16 protein-coding genes are annotated in these 16,900 nt (G+C 43.6%); 7 read left to right on the top strand and 9 right to left on the bottom strand.

The annotated features are described in order from the left end of the window. The first annotated feature begins 6 nt into the window (after window positions 1–6). The 3 genes from AUJ82_02875 (at window position 7) to AUJ82_02865 (ending at window position 1,665) form a co-directional block, all read left to right on the top strand. Entirely contained in the window at window positions 7–453 is a 447-nt protein-coding gene (locus AUJ82_02875; protein OIO60374.1) for a hypothetical protein, read from the top strand. Between the two features lie 3 nt (window positions 454–456). Then, window positions 457–984, top strand: coding sequence for a hypothetical protein (locus tag AUJ82_02870; GenBank protein ID OIO60373.1), 528 nt, complete (start codon window positions 457–459; stop codon window positions 982–984). Window positions 985–1,047: 63 nt separating this feature from the next. After that, the gene (locus AUJ82_02865) at window positions 1,048–1,665 is read left to right on the top strand and encodes a thiamine-phosphate diphosphorylase (protein OIO60480.1); all 618 of its coding nucleotides are present in this window, start codon (window positions 1,048–1,050) and stop codon (window positions 1,663–1,665) included. An 18-nt stretch (window positions 1,666–1,683) separates the two neighbouring features. Here the strand turns inward: AUJ82_02865 and AUJ82_02860 are convergent, their stop codons facing one another. The 4 genes from AUJ82_02860 to AUJ82_02845 all read right to left on the bottom strand — a co-directional run bounded on the left by AUJ82_02860 (window position 1,684) and on the right by AUJ82_02845 (window position 4,729). Continuing rightward, the gene (locus AUJ82_02860) at window positions 1,684–2,085 is read right to left on the bottom strand and encodes a glyoxalase (GenBank protein OIO60372.1); all 402 of its coding nucleotides are present in this window, start codon (window positions 2,083–2,085) and stop codon (window positions 1,684–1,686) included. A 4-nt stretch (window positions 2,086–2,089) separates the two neighbouring features. Beyond that, on the bottom strand, window positions 2,090–3,487 hold the full coding sequence (locus tag AUJ82_02855) for a dihydrolipoyl dehydrogenase (GenBank protein ID OIO60371.1): 1,398 nt from the start codon (window positions 3,485–3,487) through the stop codon (window positions 2,090–2,092). A gap of 55 nt (window positions 3,488–3,542) precedes the next feature. Further along, a complete protein-coding gene (locus AUJ82_02850) occupies window positions 3,543–3,956 on the bottom strand; it encodes a hypothetical protein (GenBank protein OIO60479.1) in 414 nt (137 codons plus the stop codon). Between the two features lie 89 nt (window positions 3,957–4,045). Continuing rightward, window positions 4,046–4,729, bottom strand: a complete 684-nt coding sequence (locus tag AUJ82_02845) for a hypothetical protein (protein ID OIO60370.1) — start codon at window positions 4,727–4,729, stop codon at window positions 4,046–4,048. Between the two features lie 159 nt (window positions 4,730–4,888). Between AUJ82_02845 and AUJ82_02840 the strand changes: the two genes are divergently transcribed. The 4 genes from AUJ82_02840 (at window position 4,889) to AUJ82_02825 (ending at window position 13,154) form a co-directional block, all read left to right on the top strand. Beyond that, complete coding sequence (locus AUJ82_02840) at window positions 4,889–6,247, top strand: tRNA (N6-isopentenyl adenosine(37)-C2)-methylthiotransferase MiaB (protein ID OIO60369.1); 1,359 nt, start codon at window positions 4,889–4,891, stop codon at window positions 6,245–6,247. A 492-nt stretch (window positions 6,248–6,739) separates the two neighbouring features. After that, the gene (locus tag AUJ82_02835) at window positions 6,740–8,518 is read left to right on the top strand and encodes a hypothetical protein (protein ID OIO60368.1); all 1,779 of its coding nucleotides are present in this window, start codon (window positions 6,740–6,742) and stop codon (window positions 8,516–8,518) included. A 769-nt stretch (window positions 8,519–9,287) separates the two neighbouring features. Next, window positions 9,288–11,660 carry a hypothetical protein gene (locus AUJ82_02830; protein OIO60478.1) on the top strand — a complete coding sequence of 791 codons (2,373 nt, stop codon included), beginning with the start codon at window positions 9,288–9,290 and terminating at the stop codon, window positions 11,658–11,660. Window positions 11,661–11,684: 24 nt separating this feature from the next. Beyond that, on the top strand, window positions 11,685–13,154 hold the full coding sequence (locus tag AUJ82_02825) for an excinuclease ABC subunit C (protein ID OIO60367.1): 1,470 nt from the start codon (window positions 11,685–11,687) through the stop codon (window positions 13,152–13,154). A gap of 2 nt (window positions 13,155–13,156) precedes the next feature. Here the strand turns inward: AUJ82_02825 and AUJ82_02820 are convergent, their stop codons facing one another. The 5 genes from AUJ82_02820 to AUJ82_02800 are packed head-to-tail and all read right to left on the bottom strand — an operon-like array spanning window position 13,157 to window position 16,872. Then, complete coding sequence (locus tag AUJ82_02820; protein ID OIO60366.1) at window positions 13,157–14,044, bottom strand: hypothetical protein; 888 nt, start codon at window positions 14,042–14,044, stop codon at window positions 13,157–13,159. A gap of 12 nt (window positions 14,045–14,056) precedes the next feature. Further along, window positions 14,057–14,632 (bottom strand): phosphoribosylglycinamide formyltransferase, encoded by a 576-nt coding sequence (locus AUJ82_02815; GenBank protein OIO60365.1) that lies wholly within the window; start codon window positions 14,630–14,632, stop codon window positions 14,057–14,059. Next, a complete protein-coding gene (locus tag AUJ82_02810; protein ID OIO60364.1) occupies window positions 14,632–15,144 on the bottom strand; it encodes a hypothetical protein in 513 nt (170 codons plus the stop codon). Before AUJ82_02810 ends, AUJ82_02815 begins: the two co-directional genes overlap by 1 nt. A 6-nt stretch (window positions 15,145–15,150) precedes the next feature. Continuing rightward, a complete protein-coding gene (locus tag AUJ82_02805; GenBank protein OIO60477.1) occupies window positions 15,151–16,305 on the bottom strand; it encodes a molecular chaperone DnaJ in 1,155 nt (384 codons plus the stop codon). A gap of 12 nt (window positions 16,306–16,317) precedes the next feature. Beyond that, entirely contained in the window at window positions 16,318–16,872 is a 555-nt protein-coding gene (locus tag AUJ82_02800; protein ID OIO60363.1) for a nucleotide exchange factor GrpE, read from the bottom strand. Window positions 16,873–16,900: the final 28 nt, after the last annotated feature.

The raw sequence follows: 16,900 nt of genomic DNA, 5'->3' as shown, positions 1-16,900 counted from the left end.
TATACCATGAGCGCAAAAAAAACAGACACCTTTGAAGACACAAAAATCCCTACCATTAATGAAGAGAGTAATGATATGATGGGGGATATCAAAATTAACCATTCTGTTGTCGCTAGCATAGTCCGTTTAGCTGCAACTGAAATAGACGGGGTACACGCTGTCGGTTCCAGTTTTGTTGACGGGATTGCGGAGATTTTTTCCAAAAAAGAAACTGAGCGCGGCGTCCGTGTCACAGAAGATGAAGCCGGCCACTATGTAATCGATATCAGGGTTATTTTGAGTTTCGGAGTTGAGCTAGCAAAAGTTGCGGTTCAAATACAAGAAAATGTTCGCTCTATGGTTACTCGTATGACCATGAAAAATGTCTCTCGCGTGAATGTTATCATCGATGGCGTGAAAATGGAAACAGCAAGCCCTGAAGAGCACCCTGATTACGAAAAATCGATACAATAATAGATGTATAACTCTGTAGCGCATTTCTTCACGGCTGAATTTTGGTCTAATTATCTCCAAAAACTATTGGAACTGCCTTATTTTTGGCCGACAACTCTATTAGTAGTTGCCATATTTTTTAGCTGGATTCTTTTCTTAAAAAAATCACACTGCATTGCCCTATTTCAAAGCACTTCCGGCCAAATCAATTTATCCAGAGGCGCCCTTCGTGCCCTTATAGGCAATATCTGTACTCAACTAGGCGTACAAGACCGCCCCAGAGTAAATGTTAAGTACAAAAACAAAAAAATACATTTAAACATTAAGCTCAAAATGAGGTTTGATCAAAATGTTGGGCAAATAACAACTGATCTTCAAAGCTACATCGCTCAAGCATTACAAGAAAATTTGCGTATAGAAAATTTAGGAGATATTAACATTTATGTCTCAGGGTTCAAGGTTGGTCAAAAGAAGCAAGTAAAAGCTTCCAATGCCCTCATAAAGAAGAAATCGACTCTTGAAACGGAAGAGGATTTCCAGAGAGATCTCTAAGCCCGATTTTTCAAACCTGTTATGCACAAAGAAGAATTGCTTAATCGAGCTCGGTTTTATGCCATTCTAGACACTGCTTATGTTGAAGAGTCGGTATGGGTTGAAACGTGTGCAAAACTCATCAGTGGCGGAGCAGACTTGATACAATTGCGGGCAAAAAGAGAAACCCCAGAGCAACGACGAGAATTATTAGAAGCTATATTGCCCCTATTTAAGGGAAACACAATTCCCCTCATCATCAATGATGATCTAGAGCTAGCCCTCAGTTACCCTACCTTAGGGTTACATATTGGACAAGAAGACACACCTGCTCGGATTGCACGTATTCGGCTAGGACCTGACCGTATTTTAGGCCTCTCAACGCATTCACTCAAACAAGCAACCGAGGCATTAGCGCTAGAGAATTACCTGGACTACTTTGCGCTTGGTCCCATTTTTGCAACCCAAACAAAGCCTAACTATCCCCCCGTTGGGCTAGAATTAATAAAAGCAGTAAATGCTTTAAATCCCAAAATACCCTTCTTTTGCATAGGAGGGATTACCCACAAGAATATAAGTCAGGTTGCCCAAGCGGGCGCAAAACGAGTAGTCGCCGTCTCTGACGTTTTTCAGGTTGAAAATATGGAAAAACGCATTCATTGCTACAAAGAAGCTCTGAATACATTTAATTTAAACGATTAAATCGCTCCCCTTAGTTGACTAAATTTGCAAAAAGGGGTTCCAGGCAATTTCCCAATAATAACCATCGGGATCGGTAAAGTAACCCGAATAACCGCCCCAAAAAGCATCTTGAGCCGGTTTAGCAATCGTTGCTCCCGCTTGTTTAGCTTCTTTCATGGCAAGATCAACCTCTGCTTTAGAGGAAAGATTGTGCGCCAATGTCATCCCAGCAAAACCGGGTTTTGCTGGCAAAACTTCACCTCCGATATCCTTCACTAACTCTTCGAGGGGATACAATGCAAGCCAAGTGCCTTGTAGCTCAAAAAATGCGATATCGCCTTGTTGTTCCCGCATGGGTAAGTGAAGGCCATCTCTATAAAATTGGATGGCCTTGTTTAAATCCTTAACCCCAAGTGTGATAATGGATATTTTGGATTGCATGAGTTTATATATGGATAGCTTCCCCGCGTACCGCAGCAGCAGCCTCAGCTAATGCCTCGGAAAGGGTAGGGTGGGCGTGGATGGTATGATGAACATCATCAATTGTCGCCTCTAGATTCATGGCAAGCGCATATTCGGCAATGAGCTCTGTCGCATCATTTCCAATAATATGTGCGCCTAATATCTCTCCGAATTTAGAATCTGTTATTACTTTCACAAAGCCTTCAGACTTATTAATGGCTACAGCCTTACCGGAAGCAGTGAAAGGGAATTTACCGATCTTGTAATCGATGCCCTTTTCCTTAGCTTTCGCTTCTGTCATGCCGATGCTAGCCACCTGAGGTTGGCAATAAGTGCAACCAGGGAAAAGCGTTACGCGTTTAGGCTTTGCGGCTCCAAACATACCATTAACAGCTTGTATCGCTTCAAATGTAGCGACATGTGCCAGCCAAGGTGCACCTATAATATCACCTGCGGCATAAATGCCCTTTTGGCTCGTTTGGTAGTTGTCATCTACAACAATAAAACCTCTGTCTTCGTTGAGTTTTATTTTTGAAGATAATAGCCCATCCGTGTTAGGCGCGACTCCAATAGCAATCAGTAAACTGTCTGTTTCGATCGTAGTTGCTTGGTCGCCTTTCACTAAGTTTAACTGAACCGAATGCTCCAGTACATTAATGTTTTCTGCTTTGGTACCTACGTGCACATCAATGCCTTGCTTGATAAATGAACGGCGAAGCGTTTGACCAACCTCAGCATCTTCTACCGGCACAACCTCAGGCAGCATTTCAACAAGCGTAACCTTGCAACCAAATGCGTTTAAAAAGTATGCGAATTCAACCCCTATGGCGCCTGCGCCCAATATAGTAATCGATTTTGGCATCTCCTGCATAGCCAATGCTTCCCTGGAAGTCATAACTCTTTTGCCGTCTACGGTGATATTAGGCAGAGAGCGTGCCTTACAGCCAGTTGCTACAAGAATATTTTTTGAAGTAAAAAATTTTCCCGTTGATGCTCCTTCAGTAATTTCCACCATTCCCGGAGCGGCTATTTTTGCCTTTCCTACGATGTAATCGACTTTATTTTTCTTAAAAAGAAACTCTATGCCCTTTCCCATGTTGTCTGCCACGTTGCGAGAACGCTTCATGACTTTGGGGAAATCAACCGTAATATCACTGCACGTAAAACCATAATCACTCGAATGATTCATGGTTTGATAGAGTTCCGCACTCTTTAGAAGTGCCTTTGAAGGAATGCAGCCCCAGTTAAGACATGTTCCGCCAGCTCTTTCCATTTCAACGCATAGGACTCTTTTCCCCAATTGGCCTGCTCTAATAGCGCCCGCATAACCTGCAGGGCCGCCGCCAATAACTATAAGATCGTAAACATTCTCTTCAGCCATCTTTTACTATAATAATTAAAGTTAATTTAAAAAATATAGTAAAAAGGATACAGGCCTAAATGTCGATAACATCGTCATCTTTTTTACTTTTGCCGAAACGCTTGCTATTCTTTCTGAACATGTCCTCCATCGGGAAACGCCTTATAATAAAACGGTTCGCTATCATTGATATGAGGCTGATGATTAAAGCGCCCCATAACGCCGCACCCATCGTCGATACCTCGAAACCAGGAATGAGTTTAGCTACCAATAAAAGCAACAGAGCATTGATAATCCATATACCCAAACCAAACGTTATTAAGATAAACGGCAGCGTAAACAGGATCAATAAAGGCTTCAAGATGACATTAAGCAAGCTAAGCGTGATGGCCACCAGGACGAGCGTGCCGAAGGTGGAATAATTTATTTTGTCGGTGGTGTGGGCGGCTATGACGACGGCTAGGGCGATTAGCAACCAACTCTCTATAATGCGGAGGAAGTCTTGCCAACGAAATTTATATTCGGGGCGAGGCTGGCTCGAGTTATTTTCGTTATTAGGCTGGTTTTGATGGGCAGGGTTCATTGGTAATTAGCTCCTTCTATGTCTTGATAATCTGGTCCTAATGTTTTATTAGAACTATTTCGTGCTGGCTTGGCATTTGAGCCGAAAATTGAACAGGGGTTGTCGGAGGAGTAATCGGGTTCTTTTACCTCATGGTAATCTGGCCCTAATGTCTTATTAGAACTATTTCGTGCCGGTTTGGCATTTGAGCCGAAAATTGAACAAGGATTGTCGGGAGTGTATTGTTGCGTTGAATTTGCCGAAGGGGTGGTGGCAAGCTCAGACTCAACTTGGGAGAGCTGAACGGGATCAAATGTTTTCAGGTTAATGGTTTTCCCATTTTCCTTTTTAAAGAAGGCGATACTGACCCAGTAAAGATTGGGCGGCGGAACGTACCGAGAGCTGATAAAAGAATCTCCGGATGGAGATAAATCGAAAGTGGCAAAACTATAATCGTATGGCGCTGCATAGGTAGCATAACGAATAGAAGCCATGGGCACATTTGGGGCGATTATTTCACCGTCAGCATCCAGGAAATAAAGCTGGAAACGATGGTTAGCCATGCGAACATTGATATTGCCCTCTTGCCAAGGCAATGAAACGCCCAAGCCGTCCTCTAGCTTATCTCCGATAGTGGCCGCGCCTAGGGTAACGCTTGCCAGAATAGACGAAAACAAAACGAAAAAACGTAACGAGTGCATAGTATTTACACACTACATGCGTTTTTCCCGCAGGTAAACGTTATTTTTGGGCTGACCCGAAAGGTTATCTAGTCGAGAAGATCCTAATAAACAAGGCGAAAGGTTGTAACGTTTTTTGCTTTACGCAGACCCGTTTTATCGTTTCTCTATTAAGGTCTTATGAATCGTGTTTACATAAAAACGTACGGCTGCCAAATGAATGAACGGGATTCCGAAGCCGTGGCCGCGATGCTGCGCGGACGAGGGTATTCCATTGTTTCCGAGGAGCAAGATGCCGACATCATTCTGTTAAACACCTGTAGCGTACGAGATCAAGCCGAGCAAAAGGCTATTGGGAAAGCCGGACACCTGATGGCTCAAAACCATCGCAAGAACCAGAAAAGACTGGTAGGCATATTGGGCTGTATGGCTCAAAACAGAGGATCTGAGCTATTAGACAGCCTTCCTGATCTGGATTTGATTGTGGGGACACAAAAATTCCACCAAGTACCGGATCATTTAGACAACATAATCAAAATCATGCAGGCTCAGGGCCCAAAGCCCTCAAAAATCGTAGACCTAGAGGAAGAAGAAGGCTCGCAGAACACCATTCGAGGGCACCTAGAGAAAGAACACCAAGTATCCGCCTTTGTATCGATTATGCAAGGCTGCAACATGAACTGTGCGTTTTGCCTGGTACCCAACACACGAGGCAAAGAACGAGCGCGCCCGATAGAAGATATTGTTGAAGAAGTCGAGGAACTCGCCGCCAACGGAACGAAAGACGTGACCCTGTTGGGCCAAATCGTAACCAGTTATGGACGCCGAGAAATACCCTTTAAAGACGGCAAAAGCCCATTTGTACAGCTTATTGAGCGCGTAAATGACGTTAAAGGCATAGAACGCATTCGCTTCACCTCCCCGCACCCCAGAGGCTTTAAGCAGGACTTGGTAGAGGCGTACCGCGATGTACCCAAGTTGTGCGAATACGTACACTTACCGATACAAAGCGGCTCTGACAAAATCCTACGAGCAATGAACCGCCCCTATACCAGGGACAGGTACTTACAAATCGTTGATGCCCTGAGGACAGTCGTCCCTGATATGTATTTCTCGACAGACATTATTGTAGGTTTTCCCGGCGAGACAGAAGAAGATTTCGAATTAACGAGACAAGTATTGGAATCCGTTGGCTTCGATATGGCGTATATCTTTAAATACAGCGTACGCCCAAACACAGCCGCGGAACCCCTAGGCGACCCAATTTCCAAAGAAATAAAAGAAGAACGCAATCAAACCCTGCTGCGCATTGTGGAGAACAGCTCTCTGAAACGGAATAACACATTGATCGGCACGACCCAGGAAGTTCTTGTAGAAGGCCCCGCCAAGAAAGGCGAAGATATGTACGTAGGACGAACCCGCGGGTATCGAAAAACCATCTTCAAAGGCAACTCCCGCTTGATCGGCGAACTCGTACCCGTATGCATTGAAGAAGGTGGTGTGAGCACGCTTATGGGGAAACTTAAGATTAATGATTAAGTTGCTCTGTCCAGCCCCCCCGGCTATCTATGCACAAACTCTACATAAAAGACATTCCAAAAATTGGCTTAAATTAGCCATAAAATAAATCCGTTACTCGCTATAAATTAGTTATAACGGATCGAGATTCTGAAAAATGATTCGCTATAAGCGGTCAAGTTTGTTCCACCTGGAACAAACTTGACTCAAAAATGGACTCCCGCACAAGAAAAACGGTGCAAACCTAGAAAAAAGAAATATTCCACAAAAAGAGTGCTGTGGCCGACTTCTTGTGCCGAATCTGCCTAATTTAGTAGAATATTGATCCATTAAAAATCAATTAGATAATCCTTAATTAACACTAAAATTAAATTGACAAAAAAAATTATACCTATATTATTACTAATAATAAAATAAGTTTAACAAAAGCCGAGCTCAAACTCGAAGTGCAACAGTGTGGCAAAATACTGTTGCACTTCGAGTTTGAGCTGGGGAAGAGATAACAAAAAATCTATGAATAGTTTAAAAAACAATCTTACTTCTGCACCCTGGCATAATAAAGAAAAGCAAAATGAGCATACGGGATATAAAGCAATGTACGCTAACATGAGCTGGATTCGGCGGATTGTAGTACAACTAGACTTTATCAATATATTAAGATTAAAACCGGTTTTAACATCAAAAATAGCTGAGGAACTAAAAATAAGTTTTTTTTGCGAGGTTTTCCCGAATTTCAAATTTGAAAATGAGAACCAGAAAAAGTCCAAGCAGATTAACGATTATCTTATACAGCCTTCTCCTTCTCCGGAAAAGAATTACGTCAAAGCCTATATAGCTGCTATCAAAAGCCATACTGGGAAGGCAAGTTTAGTGAGCGCAAAAGAACTCGATCATGTTTTTGGCAAATATGAAAAAATAGATACCACGATTAATAAATTTTCCCAGAAAGAGGGAAAAATCTCTCTGAAAGAAGCGACAACAATTGCTGAAACTTACATAGAAATGGAAGATTATGACGGATTAAAAACCTTTCTTGGAAAAGATTTTGTGCCACAAAAGGAACTCCTTAACCATCTGGTAAAAAAAACGGATAAATTCGAAGTACTTTTAATCGCCGCAGAATACAAATGCTCCGCTGCCGCCTTAAAATTAGGGCTTTATTATAAAGAAAAGGCAAATAACCCATATTATAGCAGCACAAGCAAATGGGTATGGGAAAACAGACAAAAATCTTTAAACTATCTTAAGCAAGCAGTTGAAACAGCTGAACCTCAAGACGCCGAAGCTGTAGAATTACGATTTGAGAAATCATTTTCTGAAGCGAAGAAAGACCTGCATTTCATCAACGAAGGCATTAGATGCAAGCAAAAGAAAGGACATACTTATTCGCAAGAAGAATTAAATTATTTAGCAAATCAAGATAAATTCCTAAATAAGATTTTAAATAGCAAAGATGGAGAAAAAACGGACAAGCAAGTGACAGAAAGCATTGTCAATCTCGTAAATAGCAGAAATGGTGAATTTAAAACTCTTTTACGAAAACTATTTCTGTTTCACCCCCAGATTAGCCCAAAAGTTGTCGCCGAACAACTAGGTTATAGTGATCAAGAATTAAACTATCCACCCAGTGAGGCTATGCGAGTAGTGGGAGAAAAGTGCATAATTTTCGCACAAAACACCCCCTCCCCAGACCTACTTACCGATAAGAATGTTTTCTTATGCGATATACACCTTCAGTATATTTTCATGAAACATTATTGTGGTCTTTCAGGCCAATTCTCTGATAACGAAATTGTTGCATCTTTAAAAATCATTAACGGTGACGAATTAAATGAAGCCCCATCTCAAACTCGGCAAAGTGCCGTTGATTTATCTAACAATTCGAAAGTTGAGGACGACAAAGACGAGGTACTCGCAAAAAAAGAAGAAGGCGAAGAACAGTTAAAGTCTGAGCCAGTATCACCCCAAGGCCTAGCGAAAGCCTTAATCGGAAAACTGGAATGTAAGGAAGCTATTTCTAAGCAAGAATTGGATGATTTGGATAAAGCATTAGATAACTTGAAGGAGGAAGATATCGCAGAGGGTATTCAATACAGTTTAATCGATGCTGATGAGGAGCATTGGAAATCATTTGTACTTGCCCATAAGAATGATGATCGTTTACAGGGAAATATACTGGAGCAATATCTTTGGTTTAAGAAAAACGCGCACGAGGCCTTTGCCGCAGCCTATAAGTTAGCAGGAGACGATCTTTCGAAAATACTCTACGTCCTCCGAGAGATTGGAATGTAAGCGAACACTGAATGCAGATAAGGTCAAAATAAGGGGTCTTTAAAGACCCCCGAGACCACGCACCTGAGACTTTCCGAGTTCAGCCAATTTTTGCCCTTGCAATAGTACGGGAGAATATACTATATTAATGGAGCTTCGGTATTAGCCTTGGAGAAAACCCTAAGGCCGATCGTTGCGTTTCGTTGATAAATTTAATTATTAAATTTATTTTTATAACTTAATTATCCTGTTTTTTTGAACCCGATAGGATATTACTTATTTTTCAATAAAATAACTTATATAAATTATGGAAGATCCGTGGAAGGATTTACCCGACTTTAATCGCGACCTTTTGGTAGATTACGGGGGTTGGACAACATTTGGCGATGCCAAACAATTGATAGAAACTAACGCAGTAAAATCGTGTTCATGGGAACCTCCCTATTTAATCGGGAGCACACGACTCGGCGGAGTTACTTTCCAAACAAAGTTAAACTTAAGCAACCCAAGGATACCCGAAAACAGTTGTAATTGCTCCTTAGGCAAAGAAGGGTTGATATGCCCTCACGCCCTTGCCCTTTGTTTGTATGCGAAGCAAAGAGCAGACGACAAAAAAGCATTTGAAGAGAAAAAAACAGTTATTCCTCAGCCACAACCCCAGCTGGAAATACAAGAAGGGGACCTGCCTGTGGTACAATCCTTAGTACTCTCTGAGCGGAGAGGCTTGCCCCTTAAATTTAGAGTACTATTGCCACCAAACCTTGTCCATACAGCGCCCCATGATTCGATCATGATAAAAGTGGATGCCATGATTAAAAACAAAGCGCTTCCGCCCGAAAAACTGGACCGTGGGCGAGCGTATCGATTTGAATCTGACGCGTACTTAAAAGTCGCCAAACATTTGGAAGATTGGTGCGACGGACGATTGTTTGGACTGATACAATTAACCAGAGCCAGATTACGCACCCTACTTGATGAACTAAAAGACGAACCCGCAGTCTTTCGCCCAGACCAGATGAGCGAAGCGCTGAAGTGGGAGAACGGCGTTATACCCGAAGTCTACGAACTCCTTCAAGATGACGATGCGGACGATGACGAAGAGCACGAAGAGGCCGCTAAAAACGTGCCCAAACGCTTCGACTATGGCACGACCATGGAAGTAGACGGCTCTATGCAGTATTTGGCAATATCCCTACCCTCCAAAGAAAGCGTTTTGTACGAAAGCGCGCATGAACTGGTGAGGCAAAACGGGTTTCAATTTGAACCTTCTAATAAAATGTGGTGGCTAAGGGATCGCCGCAAGACATTGAACTTTTTGGCCTGCTACTGGAATGATCTTAAAAAGCGATTCCGAGCTGAGTTTTCTAAAAACTTTTTACGTCGCACTAAAAAAATACGTTTTGCAAAAATAGCCTGCAAGGCAACGGCTCAAGACGATGGGTTTAAAATACAGTTAAAACTGGATGCCAAAGGCGCAGATAATCTGGCGTTACGTAACACGTTGACCCATGGAGAGCAGTTTCTAGAAACGCCTCGTGGCATTGTATTAATTGAACCCAAAAAAATAGACCGCTTTAGGACGGTGCAGCGTGCATTAAGCCAAGACGTTGACAGACCCTTTTCTCCGCAATTTGCCACAAACCTGAGTGCGGCTGAATTAGTAGAAGCGCATGATTTATTGGATGGACTTGTATCCAAATTTGAAGTACCGGAAAAATGGCGCAAGAAAAGCGAGGCTTTAAAAGACTTCTCCAAACTACATCCTGCGCCCGTTAACAAAGTTCTCAACGCGAAGCTGCGGGAATACCAAAAAATCGGAACGGCATGGATGTGGCACCTCTATAACCAAGGATTGGCAGGCGTTTTAGCAGACGAGATGGGTCTTGGTAAAACCGTGCAAGCATTGGCCTTCCTGGATTGCATCTGGCGAAAGAAAGAGCGTATCGGACCAAATCTAGTAGTTTGCCCTGCGAGCTTGCTCGAGAACTGGAGACGAGAAGCTCACACGTTTACACCTGAACTCAAAGTTTATATACACCACGGAATAGGCCGGAAGAAGAGTTTAAGCAAATTAGAGGAGTATGATTTGATTATCACCTCTTACTCAACATTAAGAAGAGACGCGGAAACGTTTCATAAAATAGATTTTGACGCCGTGATCGCTGATGAAGCCCAGCACATCAAAAACAGACAAACGCAGAACGCAAAGGCGTTGATGGGGATAAAATCCAAGGGCAAATTTGTATTAACAGGAACACCCCTAGAAAATAGCATGGATGACCTGCGATCCTTGTTTGAGTTTTTACTACCCGATTATTTAGCCAAGCCACCTAAAGGTTGCCGACGGGATAATCGAGCTTGGTATGATGAACGGGCGAGACATCAGGTAACACGCTATATTTTAAGACGTAGTAAAAAGCTAGTAGCGCCTGAATTGCCGGAGAAGATCGAGCAAGTATTTTATTGCGAGATGGACGCCAAGCAAGAGAAGTTCTACAAGAGCGTGCAAGAGCAGACCCAAAAAGCAATCCAAGAGCTGGAAATGTCCGGTGCATCCGAAGGACAAATACGATTTGCAGCATTGGCGCAATTGACACGATTACGCCAGATATGCGCGGATCCTCGTATATTGGATGACAGCATGGATTCCGAAGATTCCACCAAACTGAAAGCCTTTAAAGAAATTCTGCAAGAAGCGATTGATGGTGGACATAGGATGCTCGTGTTCTCTCAATTTGTATCCGTTCTTCAGATACTCAAAAAAGAACTTGAAGAAATGGGAGTAGAGTACTGCTACCTAGACGGAAAAACAAAAAACAGAGCAGCCGTGTGTGACCGATTTAATATTGATGACACGATACCAGTATTTTTAATATCGCTAAAAGCAGGGGGCGTAGGCCTTAACTTAACCGGCGCAAACATGGTAGTGCACTATGACCCCTGGTGGAACCCCGCAGTAGAAGCACAAGCAACAGACCGTGCGCACAGAATAGGCCAGAAACGCGTGGTTACAAGTATCAAACTCCTTGTGACTGAATCCGTGGAAGAGAAAGTGCTTGAACTTCAAATAAATAAGGCCGAAATGTTGAAAGAAATACTAGATGAAAGCGCAAGTGCGACAGCGTCTATTGGATTAAAACAAATCAAAGAACTGATAAGCTAGCCAACACATTAGAGAAGATAAGCTATGGGGCACTCCGAAACATTGAGACAAAAGGTAAGGAAATTGCCCCATTCACCCGGAGTGTACTTAATGAAAGACAGGCTGGGATGCGTCCTGTACATAGGGAAAGCAAAAGATTTGCAGAAACGAGTATCCTCTTACTTTAGACCGAACCAGAAATCGAGGATCATAGAAACGCAACCCAAAGTGGCTGCGATGCTGCCCTTAATTCATGACGTAGAGCACATCGAAGTAAAATCAGAAACCGAAGCCCTGGTACTCGAAGCGAAACTGATCAAGGAATGGAAACCAAAGTACAATACTGCGTTTACCGACGACAAACAATTCCTCTTAGTGCGCGTAGATATACAATCGCCCATACCGCAGTTTCGTATGACAAGAAATCGGACAGATAGCAGATCACTTTACTTTGGCCCGTTTGTACATTCACAGTCCCTGCGAAAAACACTGCATGAACTGCGAACAAAGTACGGCATTCTACTAGGAGACGCTCAACCAAAAAAAATAGGCGAAGATCTGTATCAACTATATGGAGACGCGAGAGGTGAAATTTACGGCCACGCAAATGAAGTGAGCTCTAAAGAATACCAAATATGGGCGCACAAAGCCTGCGCGTTCTTAGAAGGCAAGATGCGCCAGACGGTAGATGAGCTGAAAGAGAAAATGTATGTCGCATCCGAAAAACAAGAATATGAAAAAGCGGCTGAAATACGCGACCTGATCGCCGCGATCCATCAGACATTACAGCCCTCCAGAAAGTTTTCCAAAAAAATATTTGAAGAAAAATCGATGGACGAGCCCCTGGAGCTTCTTCACGAATTACTCCACCTAGAGAAGAAACCTAAAGAAATGGAGTGCTTTGATATATCACATATATCGGGGGAGTTTGTGGTAGCTTCAATGGTGCATTTCACGGAAGGCCTGCCGAACAAAAAGCTGTATAGACGATATAAGATCAGATCCTTTATCGGTAATGATGATTACCGGGCGATGGAAGAAGTTGTTGCCCGGCGTTATTCAAGACTACAGCCCGAGGATTCGATATACCCTGACCTCGTTGTAATAGACGGCGGACTGGGACAAGTGCGAGCGGCATTAAAAGCGTTTATGATGATCGATAAAGCCCCTCCGGCAATCATTGGCCTAGCAAAGAAGCATGAAACGATTATTTTCCCAGACGAACGCGAACCGCTACGCTTAGAATTAACAAACCCCGCACTGCAGTTATTGCAACGATTGCGTGACGAGTCTCATCGATTTGCCAACAGCTTTAATGCCGAATTACGCAGCAAAAAAATAAAAGAATCTGCGCTCGATGACATTCCAGGACTAGGAGAGAAGCGAAAAGAACTTTTATTGAATCACTTTAAGAACATACTGAACCTAAAGAAAGCAACAATTGAAGAGCTAAAAAGCGTTGAAGGGATTGGACCTAAATTCGCTCAACTGGTGCACGATTGGTTACACCGATAATGTTAAGAAAGCTCTAGCAGCAAATCTGACCATTCGCCTAATTCGCGAGATCCGAGTTTACAAGCAATGCCGAGGCGATTTGCCGTTTCCGAAAACCGTGCATGGACTAATTCAATTTCCCGAGTGAGAATGCCACTGAGAATAAGTACCCCTTTCGGGTTAAGCGCTTGTAGTAAATTTTCCGCATATTCATTAAGAACATGCGCTAAAATGTTTGCCACGATAAAATCCGCCTTACGACCGGCAAAACCAGAAATGAGATCCGCGTGAAAGAGCTCTAATTGGCCAGCTAAGTGGTTATATTCAAGATTTTCCTGAGCAACCGTGATCGCCTTGATATCGTTATCAAATGCCGCAACCTTGCCAAAACCCAGGAGCTTAGCCGTCATTGCCAAAATACCGGTTCCGCAACCCGCGTCTACAAGAGAAAGCTGTGACAACGCCTCCTTTGATTGATTACGATAAATGTCTACCAAACGCATAGCGCACAACTGGGTAGTCTCATGCGTACCAGTACCAAACGCCATACCCGCGTCCATCCAAATAGCGTGCTCGTTTGCCGGTATATTATAATGGCCTTCTTCCCAAACAGGAACCCAGTGAATGGGTCCACAATGCCAAGGTTTTAAAAAAGCTTTGTAGGAATTTTGCCAATCTTCATCTTTGATTTGGCGAAATTGAGGCGTTGGGAATTGCTCAAAATTGCCATTGAGCTTGCCCCATGCGAGACGAGCCTCTTCAATACTATCAAAAAAACCCTGTAGGACATAAGGATCATTATTAGTTTTTTGAGAGATGACCCAGCGGGATTCGCCAGCATCCTCCTCAAAAAAAATTTCCTCTAAAGCGTCTACGTAGACGGAATCTATTTCAGCATAAACTTCTACCATAAGAAGAAGATGCTAAGCATTTTTTGCTAAAAGCGCAATAATAGAAGGAAGCAGCTCGTGTTCTGCCGCATGCACCTTATTACGCAGGGACTCGAGCGTATCACCCTGCTCAATAGGAACCGGAGTTTGGGCGATAATTTGGCCACCATCAATCTCCTCATTAACCCAATGTACGGTGCACCCCGTCACCCTTGCCCTGGAATCCCAAGCTTGTTTAATGGCATCTAACCCCGGAAATGCCGGCAAAAGGCTAGGGTGGAGGTTTATAATTTTCCCTTCAAATGCCTTCAAAAAATGTGCTTCTAACACCCGCATAAAGCCAGCCAAGACAACTAAATCTACCCCCCAGGTGTTCAGTGTTGATATATATACCTGCTCAGCCTCAGGCGTTAATTTTGTGCGAAAATGGCCAGGATCAAGGTATAATGCGGGAATGTTAAACGAGTTACCGAGCTCTAAGATGCGAGCAGTAGAATTATCCGAGATAATGCCGACTATTTCGGCAGAATTAAGCGCCCCACGTTGGCCAGCCCTTAAGAGCGCTTCGGCATTTGAGCCGTAACCGGAACCGAGGAGAGCAACTCGCATTACATCTTTTCCAGAGCAGCGATTTTTTTAATTAAATTAGTCGTACTATAACCAGGCACAAAAGGCATGAAACAAACCTTGGAACCTACGCTTTCTAGAGCTGTACGCTCGGCAGCATCGAGAGTCTCGATTGTGTAGTCTCCTGCTTTAACGTAAACATCCGGCTCGAGTAATTTAATTTCGTTATCTAAACGCTTAGTATTAAAAACAATGACACCATCTACCGCAGACAAAGCAGCTAAGGCGTAGGCGCGCTCAGCTTCCGATAAAATAGGTCGAGAATCGCCTTTGAGCGCACGGACACTTTGATCTCCATTCAACAGAACCCAGAAAACATCACCCAAAGCGGCGGCTTCGGCCAAGTAAGTTAAGTGCCCCACGTGCATGAGATCGAAGCAACCATTTGTGATAACCACTTTTTTACCCAAAGCTCGCAATGCTTGGCGAAGCTTTAGCGCCTCATCCATTGAGAGCAGTTTGGGATTATTAAGTGTGCTCGCTTGTGTTTTCATACAATGTTATTCAAAAAAACGCTTTGTTTTTTGGAAAAAAGTTTCCTTATCATCATCCTGACCCGCTTCGCCACAAGCAACAGCAAACTCCTCGAGAAGCGCGCGTTGTTTTGACGTTAACTTCTTGGGCACCTTTACCTGAACACGGACGTACATATCTCCATGATATTTACCACGAATACTAGGCATACCATGCCCCTTTAAACGAAGGACAGTACCGGTTTGCGTACCTGCCGGAATTTTCAAAGCCACTTGATCCTTGAGTGTTTTGACGTGAATGGTACCCCCCAGGGCAGCTAATGAAAAAGGAACCCCTACGGTGCAGGATAGATCATCGCCCTCGCGCTCAAAGAAATCGTGCTCCTGAACATGAATAATGATATATAAGTCCCCTGATTGGCCACCCTGTAACCCGGCTTCGCCATTACCTCCGGAACGAAGCTTAGAGCCCGTATCTACTCCAGGAGGAATGCGTAACTTTAGCGTATTTGTTTCAATTGTTCGCCCCTCGCCACTACAAGCACGGCAAGGTTTTTCAAATGTTTTGCCGGCACCTTGACAAGTAGGGCATACCTGCTTTACCGTAAAGAAACCACGTGACGAGATGACTTGCCCCGCCCCCTTACAAGTACCACAAGTAACCTTCTTAGAGCCAGGCTCCGCACCGGAACCATGGCATGGCTTACAAGCTGCCGCATGACGATATCGAATTTCTTTTTCTGTTCCAAAAGCCGCCTCTTCGAGCGTAATTTCAAGATCATACCGAAGATCCGCGCCATGGTTTTGCTGAGCACGAGCGCCACCGCCCCCACCGCCGAAAAATTCCTCAAAAATGCCACCACCGGCACCCCCGCTAAAGACCTCACGAAAGACATCAAACGGATCATGGAAACCACCCCCACCGAAGCCACCACCTCCGGCACCTGGGCCTCCTTGCTGAAAGGCCGCAGCACCATAGCGATCGTAAGCCTCGCGCTTTTTAGGATCCTTTAAGATCTCATAAGCGTGGGAAACCTCTTTAAATTTTTCCTCTGCCTCAGCATTCCCAGGATTTTTATCCGGGTGGTATTTTACAGCCATTTTGCGATAAGCCTTTTTAATATCCTCAGCTGTTGCGTCTCGAGAAACACCTAGCAATCCGTAGTAATCTTCTTCAGTCATGGTTGCCATGTGTTAGGATTTGGGAGCCTCTGGAGCTTTACCGTTAGAGACGACAACGCTTGCGGGCCGAATAAGCCTTTCATTAAACCTGTACCCGATACGCACGACCTCTGACACATGCCCCTCCGGAAGGGTTGCGTGCGGCATATGAGCGATACATTCGTGAGCATGCGGATTAAATGCTTCATTCAAGGGATTGAGCATCTCGACACCCTGATTTTTTAAAACAGAAAGCATACGATCCAGAACCATTTGAAAGCCATTAATGACATCGCTACTTTCGTGGTGCTCATTAGCAGACTTGAGTCCTAGTTGAAGATTATCCACAACAGGTAATAGTTCCTCAATAAGCCCTGAGATCGCAGAGATACGCAGATCATTTTTCTCTCGAACAACACGACGGCGATAGTTTTCCAAATCAGCCATCGCGCGCATGTAATGCTCTTTATTATTATTAGCTTCCTCCTGTAGGGCATCGATACGCTTTAGCAAACCTGCCACTTGGCTCATATCGTTTTCCTCGAAGGAAGATTCCGTTGTTTCCGCATTTGGGTTATTTTCGCTCATGATTACTTCTTAAAATTCAAGTAATCAA

It is taken from the genome of Verrucomicrobia bacterium CG1_02_43_26 (assembly GCA_001872735.1).
Classification (GTDB): domain Bacteria; phylum Verrucomicrobiota; class Verrucomicrobiia; order Opitutales; family CG1-02-43-26; genus CG1-02-43-26.
Note: the sequence above shows the minus strand (reverse complement) of the source record. Positions and strands in the feature narration are given on the sequence as shown.

What these genes read in the sequence shown, in the direction of transcription:
- AUJ82_02875 (OIO60374.1), top strand. Translation starts at nt 7, where the DNA reads ATGAGCGCAAAAAAAACAGACACCTTTGAAGACACAAAAATCCCTACC.
- AUJ82_02870 (OIO60373.1), top strand. Translation starts at nt 457, where the DNA reads ATGTATAACTCTGTAGCGCATTTCTTCACGGCTGAATTTTGGTCTAAT.
- AUJ82_02860 (OIO60372.1), bottom strand. Translation starts at nt 2,085, where the DNA reads ATGCAATCCAAAATATCCATTATCACACTTGGGGTTAAGGATTTAAAC.
- AUJ82_02855 (OIO60371.1), bottom strand. Translation starts at nt 3,487, where the DNA reads ATGGCTGAAGAGAATGTTTACGATCTTATAGTTATTGGCGGCGGCCCT.
- AUJ82_02845 (OIO60370.1), bottom strand. Translation starts at nt 4,729, where the DNA reads ATGCACTCGTTACGTTTTTTCGTTTTGTTTTCGTCTATTCTGGCAAGC.
- AUJ82_02840 (OIO60369.1), top strand. Translation starts at nt 4,889, where the DNA reads ATGAATCGTGTTTACATAAAAACGTACGGCTGCCAAATGAATGAACGG.
- AUJ82_02835 (OIO60368.1), top strand. Translation starts at nt 6,740, where the DNA reads ATGAATAGTTTAAAAAACAATCTTACTTCTGCACCCTGGCATAATAAA.
- AUJ82_02830 (OIO60478.1), top strand. Translation starts at nt 9,288, where the DNA reads ATGATAAAAGTGGATGCCATGATTAAAAACAAAGCGCTTCCGCCCGAA.
- AUJ82_02825 (OIO60367.1), top strand. Translation starts at nt 11,685, where the DNA reads ATGGGGCACTCCGAAACATTGAGACAAAAGGTAAGGAAATTGCCCCAT.
- AUJ82_02820 (OIO60366.1), bottom strand. Translation starts at nt 14,044, where the DNA reads ATGGTAGAAGTTTATGCTGAAATAGATTCCGTCTACGTAGACGCTTTA.
- AUJ82_02815 (OIO60365.1), bottom strand. Translation starts at nt 14,632, where the DNA reads ATGCGAGTTGCTCTCCTCGGTTCCGGTTACGGCTCAAATGCCGAAGCG.
- AUJ82_02810 (OIO60364.1), bottom strand. Translation starts at nt 15,144, where the DNA reads ATGAAAACACAAGCGAGCACACTTAATAATCCCAAACTGCTCTCAATG.
- AUJ82_02805 (OIO60477.1), bottom strand. Translation starts at nt 16,305, where the DNA reads ATGACTGAAGAAGATTACTACGGATTGCTAGGTGTTTCTCGAGACGCA.
- AUJ82_02800 (OIO60363.1), bottom strand. Translation starts at nt 16,872, where the DNA reads ATGAGCGAAAATAACCCAAATGCGGAAACAACGGAATCTTCCTTCGAG.